Source organism: Chitinophaga sp. W3I9 (assembly GCF_050434025.1).
Lineage (GTDB): Bacteria > Bacteroidota > Bacteroidia > Chitinophagales > Chitinophagaceae > Chitinophaga.
On record NZ_JBNPWC010000001.1, the window covers coordinates 7518578 to 7531013 of the forward strand.

12 protein-coding genes are annotated in these 12436 nt (G+C 48.1%); 8 read left to right on the forward strand and 4 right to left on the reverse strand.

The window, feature by feature from the left end:
• Positions 1–412 precede the first annotated feature (412 nt).
• The 4 genes from QFZ51_RS30570 to QFZ51_RS30585 are packed head-to-tail and all read left to right on the forward strand — an operon-like array spanning position 413 to position 5886.
• On the forward strand, positions 413–919 hold the full coding sequence (locus QFZ51_RS30570) for a T9SS type A sorting domain-containing protein (protein ID WP_429051259.1): 507 nt from the start codon (positions 413–415) through the stop codon (positions 917–919).
• Between the two features lie 32 nt (positions 920–951).
• Entirely contained in the window at positions 952–2133 is a 1182-nt protein-coding gene (gene porV, locus QFZ51_RS30575; RefSeq protein WP_429051261.1) for a type IX secretion system outer membrane channel protein PorV, read from the forward strand.
• 22 nt (positions 2134–2155) lie between these two features.
• Positions 2156–2590, forward strand: coding sequence for a hypothetical protein (locus QFZ51_RS30580; protein WP_429051263.1), 435 nt, complete (start codon positions 2156–2158; stop codon positions 2588–2590).
• Between the two features lie 32 nt (positions 2591–2622).
• Positions 2623–5886 (forward strand): hypothetical protein, encoded by a 3264-nt coding sequence (locus tag QFZ51_RS30585; RefSeq protein ID WP_429051264.1) that lies wholly within the window; start codon positions 2623–2625, stop codon positions 5884–5886.
• Positions 5887–6151: 265 nt separating this feature from the next.
• Here QFZ51_RS30585 and rpsG read toward each other — a convergent pair whose 3' ends face one another.
• The 3 genes from rpsG to QFZ51_RS30600 all read right to left on the reverse strand — a co-directional run bounded on the left by rpsG (position 6152) and on the right by QFZ51_RS30600 (position 8418).
• Positions 6152–6619: a 30S ribosomal protein S7 gene (rpsG, locus tag QFZ51_RS30590; RefSeq protein ID WP_079470783.1), complete on the reverse strand. Its 468-nt coding sequence runs from the start codon at positions 6617–6619 to the stop codon at positions 6152–6154.
• A gap of 29 nt (positions 6620–6648) precedes the next feature.
• A complete protein-coding gene (rpsL, locus tag QFZ51_RS30595; protein ID WP_012789278.1) occupies positions 6649–7029 on the reverse strand; it encodes a 30S ribosomal protein S12 in 381 nt (126 codons plus the stop codon).
• A 288-nt stretch (positions 7030–7317) separates the two neighbouring features.
• Entirely contained in the window at positions 7318–8418 is a 1101-nt protein-coding gene (locus QFZ51_RS30600; protein ID WP_429051265.1) for a branched-chain amino acid aminotransferase, read from the reverse strand.
• A 132-nt stretch (positions 8419–8550) separates the two neighbouring features.
• Here QFZ51_RS30600 and QFZ51_RS30605 point away from each other — a divergent pair, with 132 nt between their 5' ends.
• From QFZ51_RS30605 to QFZ51_RS30620, 4 genes are read left to right on the forward strand one after another with little or no spacing between them, the layout of a single operon-like run.
• Positions 8551–9048: a hypothetical protein gene (locus QFZ51_RS30605; protein ID WP_370912484.1), complete on the forward strand. Its 498-nt coding sequence runs from the start codon at positions 8551–8553 to the stop codon at positions 9046–9048.
• 17 nt (positions 9049–9065) lie between these two features.
• Positions 9066–9650 (forward strand): RdgB/HAM1 family non-canonical purine NTP pyrophosphatase, encoded by a 585-nt coding sequence (rdgB, locus tag QFZ51_RS30610; RefSeq protein WP_429051267.1) that lies wholly within the window; start codon positions 9066–9068, stop codon positions 9648–9650.
• A 20-nt stretch (positions 9651–9670) separates the two neighbouring features.
• Positions 9671–10111 (forward strand): acyl-CoA thioesterase, encoded by a 441-nt coding sequence (locus QFZ51_RS30615; protein ID WP_370912486.1) that lies wholly within the window; start codon positions 9671–9673, stop codon positions 10109–10111.
• 12 nt (positions 10112–10123) lie between these two features.
• Complete coding sequence (locus QFZ51_RS30620) at positions 10124–10714, forward strand: nitroreductase family protein (protein ID WP_429051268.1); 591 nt, start codon at positions 10124–10126, stop codon at positions 10712–10714.
• A 45-nt stretch (positions 10715–10759) separates the two neighbouring features.
• On the opposite strand, the gene QFZ51_RS30625 is transcribed toward QFZ51_RS30620, so the two are convergent.
• Positions 10760–12328, reverse strand: coding sequence for a glycerol-3-phosphate dehydrogenase/oxidase (locus tag QFZ51_RS30625; protein ID WP_429051270.1), 1569 nt, complete (start codon positions 12326–12328; stop codon positions 10760–10762).
• Positions 12329–12436: the final 108 nt, after the last annotated feature.

Sequence of the window (12436 nt, forward strand, 5' to 3'; positions counted from 1 at the left end):
AATAAATAAAATGACCTTCTTTTCCAAATTGTTATTTCTTTTTAACAAGCGCGGGCGTTATTCACATTAAATTTAATAACGATAAATAGTTCCCCGAAAACCAGTTTTTAGATGGTAGCGACCACTTGTATATGAAATTCAACCAAACATTAAATTAGCATTTTCCGGGTGCCATAATTCTGTCATATTCGTAGTAAGTTATAAAAAGGATATACCCACTGAAGAAGAATGCTAGTGAAATAGTCCAAAAGTAGAACTGAAATCGATTTCCCTAAAAATGAAAAACAACATGAAATAAAAGTTACTCAACGCGCTTGTATAACAGGCTGATACCTTATTTACTATTGTACCCCTTCCTGTCCCGGCGCTGTAGCGGTTCCCGAACACTTATTTACTTATAACCATACATAATATGAGAACAATTGTACTCAGATGCACTCCAGCACTGTTGCTGCTGATGTGTGCCTGTATTTCGTCCTCCGCCCAGGTAGCGCTTAAACGACAGGTAGTTGCCGTCACAGGTGGTTCTGCCGTAATCCAGAACATCCAGTTCCAGTATACCGTAGGAGAGCCCATTATTTTACCTGTTACAGATGGCAGGGTGTTACTCACGCAGGGATTCCAGCAACCTGAAGATTTTTCAAAGCTGACACCCGGCGTAAACCCGGTAAAGAGCTACATACTGTTCCCCAATCCTGCTATTACCAATACCAGGATTGTATTTGACCTGCTGTCGAAAGTCAGTGTAACGATCGAACTGATTAACCCCGCCGGTCAGGTGATACATCACCAATTCCTGGAAATGGGTCCGGGTAAAAGCACGGTGGTATTGCCTGTGAACCATTTTGCCGCAGGTATTTACACCGTGATGCTGAACGTAAGCGGGAATGTATTCTTCGAGAAACTCATTGTGCAATAACACTACACAATCACCCTTTAACAGATGACACCATGAAATACGGTTATACAATTGTACTTCTTGCAGGTATACTGACAACCAGTATGCGGCTGTCGGCACAAAAAGCAACCCAGAAGCCTCCGAATATCGGCGCCAGCTTCCTGCTGGTAAACCCCGACGCCAGGAGCAGCGGCACCGGGGATGCAGCTATCGGCTTATCGCCCGACGCCAACTCCCTGTTTTCAAACGCTGCAAAAATAGTGTTTGCGGGCGACTGGGGCGTGAGCGCCAACTACTCCCCCTGGATGTGGGAACTGAATAATAATAAGTCAAATATGGCTTATGTATCCGGCTATAAAACATGGAACGGATCGGAAGGCGTAGGACTTTCCATGAAGTACTTCAACTATGGCTCCGTTACGTTCCGGGATGATAACGGCACGGTACTCCAGGACTATAATCCCAAAGAATTTGCGATAGATGGCGCCTATGCCAGGAAGCTGGGAAACCATACATCACTGGCACTCAGCATCCGGTATGTACGCAGCCAGCTGGGACAAGGTTCCTACAATAATATTCAGCAGAAACCCGCATCAGCAGTGGCCGGCGACATCGCCTATTATTACCAGAACAGTGTGGATAAACTGGATTTCGGTAACCGCTACTGCTTTGGCGTAAGTATTACCAACATCGGAACAAAGCTGCAATACTCAGACGATAACAACCGGAAAAGTTTTCTGCCGATGAACCTCCGTATCGGTGGCGGCTATACGTTTGTGCATACCCACGAACACGAATTTACCCTTTCGGTAGACATCAACAAACTAATGGTACCTACGCCTCCGCTGTATGCCCTCGATTCCAACGGGATGGAAACGAGCCAGATCCTGAAAGGAAAAGATCCTGACCGCGGTATAGTAGATGCGATGTTTTCTTCCTTCGGCGATGCCCCCGGCGGCTTCCATGAAGAATTAAGGGAATTCACCATTGGCTCCGGTATTGAATATGCTTACAGACAGGCATTTTTTGTACGTGCTGGGTATTTTTATGAACATCCTAATAAAGGCTACCGGCAGCATTTTTCTGCGGGGCTGGGCGTACGCGTATCAAATCTTGCGCTGGATATCGCCTATCAGCTTCCTACCGGAGAAAGCCTGATTCAGAAAAGGACCCTGAAGTTCTCGCTGGTTTATAACATTGGCGGAACGCGGGATGAAGCCATTCAACAACCGTAATTCATCTACTAAAATATCCAACATGAAAAGCGAATTTATAACACCCAATAATATGAAATCACTGATCATACTTGCATTTCTTTTGTTTGCGGGATTTACTCCCTGCGTTCTGGCACAGGCATCTGTTAAACAGGAAAATACCGGCGGCACTACCGGAAAGGTAAGAGACGCGTTATTTCCTACTTTTCAGAAAGACCTCGCTGATCTGAACCAAAGATCTGCTTTCCCGGCAGCCGACCGTGGGGCAGCCTCAAAAGGCACGAAAGCCCGCCTTTTTACCAACTACCAGCCGCAGGCCAATAAATCCACGGCCCAGTTACGTACGTCTAAAACCTCAACCAGGCCGCTGCCGTCTGACAGCGCTGCTGTACCGCGACCGGATAACCAGGCTGGTAAACAAATTGTTCCCATACCTAACCAGGACGGCGGGGCATCATCTACACCTAAAAAGAATTAAGCGCATCGTAAACCAATACAAAAATGATTATTATGAAAAAGATATGTTACCTGATCTTCCTGCTGTTGATGGTATCATTTCATATTGTACGGGCACAAAGCGGATTAACCGGCACCAACTACCAGGCGATAGCCCGCAATACAAATGGTACAGTACTCAGCAACCAATCCTTAACGGTGCGTTTTTCTATTTTGGGAGGTTCTGCAGCAGGACCTGTACAATACCAGGAAACGCATAGCACCACCACCAATACAGTGGGATTGTTCACTTTGCAGATAGGTAAAGGAACTCCCTTAACAGGCACGTACAGCGGTGTTCCCTGGGCGAATGCCAATCAATATTTAAAAGTAGAAGTATCTATAAACGGCGGCAACTTCAGTGAACTGGGCACTTCCCAGTTAATGAGCGTACCGTATGCGTTATTTGCAGCCAATGGCACACCTGGCCCGGCCGGACCAGCCGGGGCAACAGGACCGGCCGGGCCTAAGGGCGATCCTGGCGCAGCTGGCCCCGTAGGACCGATAGGACCAGTGGGTCCAGTGGGACCTGCCGGCGCTAAAGGTGATCCGGGTGTAGCGGGTCCGGTGGGCCCAATAGGACCAGCCGGGGCTACCGGACCACAGGGAGCGAAAGGTGATCCGGGTGTGGCCGGACCAGTTGGACCGATTGGACCTGTTGGACCAGCCGGTGCTGCCGGACCACAGGGAGCGAAAGGTGATCCGGGCGTGGCCGGTCCGGTTGGGCCGATTGGACCTGCTGGTCCGGTCGGACCGCAAGGTGATCCTGGTGTAGCTGGTCCGCAAGGTATTCAGGGCATACCCGGCGCACCTGGACCAGTTGGCCCGATAGGCCCTGCAGGTCCTGTAGGTCCGCAGGGTCCGGCCGGTGATATTAACGGCGTAGCTGCAGGTGGTGATCTTTCAGGTACCTATCCCAATCCACTTATCGGGAATGGAAAGGTGACGCTGGCGAAAATTGCGCCGGGTGTGATCCCTACCACCTTGCCTCCTAATGGCCCTGCCGGCGGAGATCTTTCCGGCACTTATCCCAATCCGGTTGTACAAGCCTTACAGGGTAAACCAGTGAGCAATATAGCGCCGGCAGCAGGTCAAATCCTTAAGTTTGATGGAGCACAATGGATGGCAGCTGCGCCTCCGGGAGGAGGTCTTACGCTGCCTTTTGTGGCTACAGAAAATAATGCGGCCACACTTTTCAGCATTACCAATGACGGTGACGGCACATCGCTGGAAGGGGTTAACAATACCACGACCAGCAGCATTGCGGCTGTCAGGGGCATTGTTTCCTCTGCTTCCCCAGGTGGATTTTCCAGCGGTGTGCGAGGTATCAATAATGGTACCGGTGGTTTAGGGGTTGGAGTTTGGGGATCGCAGAACGGATCCGGTTGGGGCGTGTATGGTGTTACACCAAACGGGCTTGGCGTATATGGTAATGCCTCTGCCAACGGAACCGGCGTATATGCCAACAGCAATACCGGTACCGGGCTGACTGCTACCAGTAACAATGGTATTCCGGCGAGCATTTCAATTTTTAACAACGCTAATAACAACAATGCACTGGTTGCCAGTACTGTGGGAAATGGTACGGTGGTAAATGTTACTTCAAGCGGCAATGGAGCCGGGGTACGAAGCAGCACCGGCGCCGGATTTGCGATTCACGGTATCACCAGTGCTCAAACGTCTGCCGGTGTGGTAGGTGATAACAATGGCGGAGGCGAAGCAGTGGTAGGACGTACTACCAGCGATATTGCCGGCTCAGTGGTAGGCCGGAACGATGGCGGTGGCTATGGTGTAAGAGGATTTATAGCTACCAATACAAGTGGTACCGGCATAGGTGTATTGGGCCAGGTGGGATTGAATAACAGTACCGGAAGGGCCGGACGTTTTGAAAACTTCAATGCCACCAATACTACCGGAAATATCCTCGAAGTGGAAACCAATGGTAATGGTAATATACCGGATAATACGCAGGGTAATGCTGCTTCCTTCCTGGTGGATAACACCAACAGTGTGGGGGCTGCTGTACGGGCTGAGGTAAATACTATTTTTGGCAACTTCGGCGCAGCCGGGGTATTTGGAGTTTCCTCCGGCACCGGTGGACGTGCCGGCTTGTTCTACGCTTCTAACCCCGCGGGTAATGGTGCATCGCTGATAGCTTTAACAGATGGTAATGGTAATGCCATTACCGCCAATGCCGGTAAAGACGGTAATGGTGTGGAAACAAATATAGATGGCGCCGGTAACGCCCTGTATGCCTGGGTACCCACTTTTGCTACCGGCAGGGCGGGCAGGTTTAATATCTTTAATGAAGATAATACCAGTGATGTTATTACCGTTCAAACGGTGGGTAACGGTATTGCAGGTAACTTCAAGGTAGACCGGACAACAGGTACTTCTCCGGCTGTTAAAGGAGAAGTAAACTCCATATTTTCTAATTTTGGTACCGCAGGCGTTTATGGATTAGCCTCTGGTACCGGCGGATTTGCGGGGTTGTTTTATGCCTCAAACCCTGCGGGAAATGCGCCTGCTGTTTTGGCGCTTTCAGAAGGCAGCGGGAATGGTGTAACTGCCAATGCCGGTGGCAATGGAGATGGTGTTGAGGCTTCCTGCGATGGAAGCGGGAATGCCATTTCCGGCTTTGTACCCAACTTCGGAACGGGTAAAGCCGGCAGGTTTGCCAACTTTAATGCCGCCAACAGCCAACCGGTGGTACACATTACCAATGTGGGTACCGGCAATAATATGCTCGTTAATCATACCGGACCATCCGGAAACATTGCGGTATTTCAGAGTGCGAGTGTCAATGTAGCCCGTATTAATAAAGCAGGAAGGGGATTCTTTAACGGAGGTACCCAGGCATCAGGCGCCGATGTGGCGGAATCATTTGCAGTATCAGGCGAACGCAATGCCTATGAAACCGGGGATGTACTGGTGATCTCCACTCATACAGACCGGATGGTGGAAAAATCATCCGAACCCTATTCTACGCTGGTAGCGGGGGTATTTGCCACTAAACCAGGTTTGTTGTTAACTGAAAAGGATATTGATGCGAATTTAGACGAAGAAGTACCAATGGGTGTGATAGGCGTAATACCTACTAAAGTTTGCAATGAAAATGGTGCTATCCGCCGTGGCGATCTGCTGGTTACTTCCAGCAGGGCTGGTTATGCGATGAAGGCGGATATTGATAAAGTAAAGCCGGGTCAGGTACTTGGCAAGGCGCTGCAGGAGTTCAGCGGTGCAGAAGGCAAGATCAATGTGTTGGTGAGTGTAAAATAAGTGATTCCGAAATAGCGAAAGGCGGGCATCTGCGGATGCCCGCCTTTTTGTTTGTGGCCTTCGCCACTTAAATTGTCTTTCGCGGATTTTGTCTTTCCCGCTGATTACGCTGATTATACTGATTAATTTGATTTTTACTTTTTGGATTTTTTTGGATTAAGGGAGATGGAAGCGGAGGTTATCTTTCCTTTATCAACACAAAAAGGCAAACAGCTCCAAAAGGAACTGTTTGCCAAATATATTGAGTTGCCTGTGAGGGCTATAACTAGATTCTGAAGTGAGAGAAAGCTTTGTTCGCTTCTGCCATACGGTGAGTATCTTCTTTCTTCTTGAACGCTGCGCCTTCACCTTTGCTTGCTGCTACGATTTCATTCGCGAGCTTGTCAGCCATGCTTTTACCGTTTCTTTCGCCGGCGAAGCGTACTAACCATTTGATGCTCAGGGATATCTTTCTGTCAGGACGAACTTCCGCAGGAATCTGGAAGGTAGCACCACCGATACGGCGGCTTCTAACTTCTACACCCGGAGTAACGTTGGCCAATGCTTTTCTCCAAACCTCGTAACCGTTTTCACCGGTCATCGTGCTTACCTTATCCACAGCATCGTAGAAAATTTTATAGGCAATGCTCTTTTTTCCTTGTTCCATTACGTTATTAACAAAGCGGGTTACCAGCTTGTCATTGAACCGAGGATCCGGAGCCAGAGGCAATTTCTTTGCAGCTTGCTTTCTCATTTATTGAAAATTACGACTATTTATAATTATTATTTTTTAGCCTTTTCCTTTTTAGTACCATATTTGGAACGGCTCTGCTTTCTGTCTTTCACACCTGCAGTATCCAGGGAACCGCGAACGATGTGGTAACGAACACCTGGTAAATCTTTTACCCTTCCACCACGGATCAGTACGATGGAGTGCTCCTGCAAGTTGTGACCTTCACCAGGGATATAGGCAATCACCTCAACTTTGTTGGTTAAACGCACTTTCGCTACTTTACGCAGAGCGGAGTTCGGTTTCTTAGGCGTGGTAGTGTACACACGAGTACAAACGCCACGACGCTGAGGGCAGCTATCTAATGCCCTGGACTTAGACTTAGCCCGGATAATTTCTCTTCCTTTTCTTACTAATTGTTGTATAGTAGGCATTCTTTACCTAGTTTTTTTATGTCGGTTTACAATGACATCCAAATTCCCCACAAAGGGATTTTGGGACGGCAAAGGTAAAACTATATGTGTGAATAACAAAATTGTTTCGAAAATATTTTTGCCGGAATGATCTCCTGGGTAAACAGGGAAAGGTCTTATTATTCTGGTAGCAGCTCAGGATTACCAAAAACCGGATTGCAAAGGTATGATATCCGTTAGAAACTACCATAAAAAAATAGGGCCTTTTTATCAGCCCTATTCTTATCTCTATAATAATATATAAAACGCTTATTTCTTGTCTATTATGTAATTCCAATGCCGGATATCGGTGGTGCGGCCGGTGCGGATATCATCGAGCCGCTGGATTACTTCCGCCCCTACTTCATTTTTGGTAGTATCCAGTTTGATCTTCGTATCCAGGTAATCAAGCTGTTCTACATAAGCCACGCTGGAGGCGGTGCCGGTACCAAATACTTCGCGGAGGGTGCCATTATTATAGGCAGTTACCACCTCATCAATAGAGATAGGCCTTTCTTCAATTTTAAGTCCCATATCTGCCAGCACATCCATTACGCTGGCGCGGGTAACGCCTTCCAGGATGGTGCCCTGGGTAAGGTCGGGTGTGATAGCGGTATTGCCGATAATGGCAAAAACGTTCATGGTACCGCATTCCTGCAGGTATTTATGTTCGTAGCCATCCACCCAGAGGATTTGGTCGTAGCCTTGTTTCCTTGCCTGCATGGTGGGGTACATGGTACCGCCATAATTGCCTGCAGCTTTGGCGTAACCAACGCCGCCGGGGAAGGCGCGTACATATTTATCCTGCACCAATAATTTGATGGGCTTATTAAAATAAGGACCTGAAGGCGAGTTGATGATAGCAAACTTATAGGTATCAGATGGGCGGACGCCGATAAATTCATCTGCCGCAATCATAAAAGGACGCAGGTAAAGGGAACAGCCTTCACCGGTGGGAACCCAATTGCGGTCCAGGTCTATCAGTAAATCCAATCCGCCTACAAACAACCACTCGGGTACCTGGGGCATGCCCATTCTTTCTGCAGAGGTATTAAAACGTTTATAGTTATCATATGGCCTGAAGATCATGGGATGACCTTCGGGATCTTTATAAGCTTTGATGCCTTCAAAAATGGCCTGCCCGTAATGCCAGGCAGCATTGGAAGGACTTACAGACAGGTTCTGGAAGGGCAGTATCTCCGCATTTTTCCATTCTTTACCATCAAAATCGGCCACCAGCATATGGTCGGCGTACATTTTACCAAATGCCAGGTTGTTGAAATCAACCTCACTGAGCCTGCTGTGCGTAGTTTTGGTGACTTTAATCTTCTGAAGTGCCTCTTCCTTAACTGTTGATTTATCTACCATCATGGTTAATCAATTTTATCTCAATATTTTTACATTTTAATCGCTGTGCCACCGGAGCCCTGGTGGAACCGGCAGTGCAAATAAACTGATTTTTCCCCAGAGGGGGTTTTCATATTAAACTAAACGATAATAAACATGTCGCTTGAGCAAACCCAACTTGACCCGTACTTTCTGGCTAAAATCTTTACCCAGCCAATCATTCCCGGGAAAAGCATGCCGGCTGAGGCCGTAGAAAAAGTGACGCCCAAAGTCAAATATTTAGGAGAAAATCAAAAAAACATTGCGCTCTTCATACAAAACGAAAACGAAGCGTATTTAAATGAAGAATTATTCAACCTCCTTACTAATATATTAAATGCCTGTAAACTGGGGATGCAGGATGTATCACTGATTAACGTAATCCACTACCCTTCCCTCACATTTCCCGACTGGCAGGCGGCAGTGAAGATAGAACGGAGCGTTGTATTTGGGATTGCACCGGAACAACTTGGATTAAATGATATACCACCTTATCAGCTGGTAACTGTAAACGGTACCACCTTGTTGTTTTCCGATGAACTATCCCTGATAGGCAGCGATAAAGTACTGAAGGCCAGGCTATGGGCCGGGTTAAAACAATTATTAGGCATTTAAACTTCTTTTCCAATCATATGAAATTGATATTCGCCACCAATAACCCAAACAAAGTAAAAGAGTTCCGGTCGTTACTGGGAAACCAGTTTGAGATCGTTACCCTGCTGGAAGCCGGTATTGATATAGACATTCCGGAGCCACATGATACGCTTGAAGCCAATGCTACTGAAAAATCGGCCACCATTCACCGGATGACCGGGGAAAACTGTTTCGCTGAAGACACCGGCCTGGAAATAGCGGCGCTCAACGGTGCGCCGGGCGTTTTATCTGCCCGCTACGCCGGGGAACAGAAAGAGGCCGCCGACAACATCGCTAAAGTATTACGGGAACTGGAAGGCCAAAGCGACCGCAGTGCGCAGTTCCGCACCGTTATTTCCCTGATACTGGATGGTAAGGAACACCAGTTTGAGGGAATGAGTAAAGGTCATATCACCACCGCTGTGAAAGGGGAAAAGGGATTTGGCTATGATCCGATTTTTGTTCCGGAAGGTGAAACACGCGCCTTTGCAGAAATGGATCTCACGGAAAAGAACAAGTATAGTCACCGGGCCCGCGCCTTTGAGAAATTTGTGGCCTTCCTGAAACAAACAGCAAACGTTTAGCATCTCCCTAAAAAATAAATATGGCAAGAGTCAAGATAGATTTACCTGCAACATTCCCGTTCAGCGTACAAATTCCCGTAAGGATACGGGATATTAACTATGGCAACCACGTAGGCAATGACGCCATCCTGTCTATTATTCATGAAGCCAGGATACAGTTCCTCAACAGCCTCGGCTATAAAGAACTGGATCATGAGGCCGGCGATGGTTTTATTATGGCAGATGTAGCCATTGCATACAAAGGCGAAGGATTTTACGGAGATATATTTGACATCGCCATTGCGGCGGGTGAATTTAGTGCCCTGGGCTTTGAATTGTTTTATCGCATCACCACTAACCGTAACGGACAAACGATTACCATTGCAGAAGCTAAAACCGGTATGATATGCTTTGATTACAAAGCACATAAAGTAGCAAAACTACCAGCCGATATGAAGGCACGACTGGAAACAGGAAAATAAAAACAACAGACTATGGATGAAGCAACCACCTCCACTGCAGTGGAGCAGGCGATTATAGCACGCCGCACGGTGAAACCCACCAGCATGAACGGCCGGAAGATTGCAGATGAAACGGTACAACAGCTGTTGCAGCTGGCAGATTGGGCTCCCACACACGGATATACAGAACCCTGGTACTTTGTGGTATACAGCGGCGATAAGGTACAGCAGTTTTGTGCAGATCATGCGGATATGTACAAACAGTTTACCCCGGCTGATAAATATATTCCAGGTAACTACGACAAACTGAAAACACAGGGCAACCTGGCATCGCATGTACTGGCGATTTGCATGAAACGCGGGAACAATCCGAAGATCCCGGCGCTGGAAGAAATTGCTGCGGTATCCTGCGCGGTGGAAAATATCTGGCTGGGCGCTACTGCCCTGGGTATTGCTGCCTACTGGGGTTCCGGCGGGATGACCTACCATCCTGCCATGCAGGAATATTTTGGTTTGGGAGAAGAAGACCTGGTACTGGGCTTCTTTTATATGGGCTACACAGATGAGCCTGTGCAACCGGGAAGAAGAGTGAAACCTTTTAATGAGAAGTTCAAATGGATGTAATTTTATAGGAAGATGGGGACCTGTTGATCCCCATCTTCCTATAAATTATTTCAACAGATACCCGTTTACTTCGGCTGCAAAGCTGCTGATCTGCGTAGCTACCCAATGTTCATCTTTATGTAATTCTTCCGCCATAATCCGGGCTACGGCAGGGGCTATACGCAGCGCTTCCTTTGCATCGAGGAACAACAAACGCGTGCGGCGGGCCAGAAAATCTTCAATATTGCGGGCCATTTCCTCTCTCACAGCCCATACCACCTGCGCTTTAATGATATGATATTCCCCGCTCAGCACCTCCTGCAGATCCGGCTGACGCGCGACCATCTGGTGCAGGTGCAATACATCACTGCCATAGAAATACCACGGATCTTCCCAGTTCACCTTATCAGTAGCGCCATGTATTTTCAGGTGATGGGTAACGGAGGATGTTTCCTTCCACTTCAGCACCACTTCCAGTTTATGTATGACGTCTTCCGCCATCCTGCGGTAAGTAGTCCATTTACCACCGATTATTGTAATAAGATTTGACGCAGACACGATTATTTTATGGCTGCGGGAGATTTCCTTTGTTTTATGTCCCTCTGCTTTGGCGGCGGCAAGCGGGCGAAGACCGGCCCACACGCTGCGGACATCCGAGCGTTGCGGCGCCTTTGACAAATACTGACCGGCGGTACGGAGTATGAAGGCAATTTCCTCCTCCAGTGCGCGGGGTTCCAGGCTGATATGATTCACCGGGGTATCGGTAGTACCCATCACTACTTTATTGTGCCAGGGCACAATAAACAGTACCCTTCCATCGCTGGTAGACGGGATCATCAGGGCGTTATGCCCGGGTAGAAATTCGCTGTCGAGTACCAGGTGTACTCCCTGACTTGCCGCAATAGATTTTGGCGCAGCCGGGTTATCCATTTCCAGTACATCATCTGCAAACACACCGGTAGCATTGATGACTGCGCGGGTGTTAAGATATATTTCCTCTCCCCCGCCCAGGGTATCCTTTACCGTTAGTCCGCTGATTTTCCCAAAGCCGTCTTTTCGCAAACCGGTAACACGCATATAGTTCAGCACCGTACCGCCATTATCTGAAATGGACTGCACCAGGTTAATGGCCAGACGCGAATCATCAAACTGCCCGTCGTGATACAGCACGCCACCAGCAAGCCGGTCCTGCTTCAGGGTAGACAACCGCTCCAGGGTAGCAGATCTCGAAATATGTACGGACTTCCCCAAACTGAGCCGGCCTGCCAACCAATCGTACATTTTGAGGCCAACTGTATATTTCAGGTTCTCCCAGAAATTAAAAGTAGGAATAACGAAAGCCAGGTTACGTACCAGGTGTGGAGCATTGGCAGCCAGCAATCCACGTTCCACACTGGCTTCCCTTACCAGCGACACATCGCCCTGTGCGAGATAACGTACGCCTCCGTGTACCAGCTTCGTGCTTTTACTGGAAGTGGATTTTGCGAAATCCACCTGTTCCAGCAGCAAGGTTCTGTAACCCCGTGTTACCGCTTCCAGGGCGGCACCAAGACCAGTAGCCCCTCCCCCGATCACGATGATATCCCAGGGTTCGAGATCCTTTCTTAATGAGGTAACAAGCATTTCTCTGTTCATAAGCTAGTTTTCATTGGTCTGCCAATCCTATACAAAATACTGAGGAATCGGATACCGGACAAATAAAGCAGCCGATTCCAGAAAACTTAACGGCCGGGAGAGTTAAAA

Bases quoted from the DNA above. Each gene is read 5' to 3' on its own strand.
- QFZ51_RS30570 (WP_429051259.1), top strand. From the start codon at position 413: ATGAGAACAATTGTACTCAGATGCACTCCAGCACTGTTGCTGCTGATG.
- porV (WP_429051261.1), top strand. From the start codon at position 952: ATGAAATACGGTTATACAATTGTACTTCTTGCAGGTATACTGACAACC.
- QFZ51_RS30580 (WP_429051263.1), top strand. From the start codon at position 2,156: ATGAAAAGCGAATTTATAACACCCAATAATATGAAATCACTGATCATA.
- QFZ51_RS30585 (WP_429051264.1), top strand. From the start codon at position 2,623: ATGAAAAAGATATGTTACCTGATCTTCCTGCTGTTGATGGTATCATTT.
- rpsG (WP_079470783.1), bottom strand. From the start codon at position 6,619: ATGAGAAAGCAAGCTGCAAAGAAATTGCCTCTGGCTCCGGATCCTCGG.
- rpsL (WP_012789278.1), bottom strand. From the start codon at position 7,029: ATGCCTACTATACAACAATTAGTAAGAAAAGGAAGAGAAATTATCCGG.
- QFZ51_RS30600 (WP_429051265.1), bottom strand. From the start codon at position 8,418: ATGATGGTAGATAAATCAACAGTTAAGGAAGAGGCACTTCAGAAGATT.
- QFZ51_RS30605 (WP_370912484.1), top strand. From the start codon at position 8,551: ATGTCGCTTGAGCAAACCCAACTTGACCCGTACTTTCTGGCTAAAATC.
- rdgB (WP_429051267.1), top strand. From the start codon at position 9,066: ATGAAATTGATATTCGCCACCAATAACCCAAACAAAGTAAAAGAGTTC.
- QFZ51_RS30615 (WP_370912486.1), top strand. From the start codon at position 9,671: ATGGCAAGAGTCAAGATAGATTTACCTGCAACATTCCCGTTCAGCGTA.
- QFZ51_RS30620 (WP_429051268.1), top strand. From the start codon at position 10,124: ATGGATGAAGCAACCACCTCCACTGCAGTGGAGCAGGCGATTATAGCA.
- QFZ51_RS30625 (WP_429051270.1), bottom strand. From the start codon at position 12,328: ATGAACAGAGAAATGCTTGTTACCTCATTAAGAAAGGATCTCGAACCC.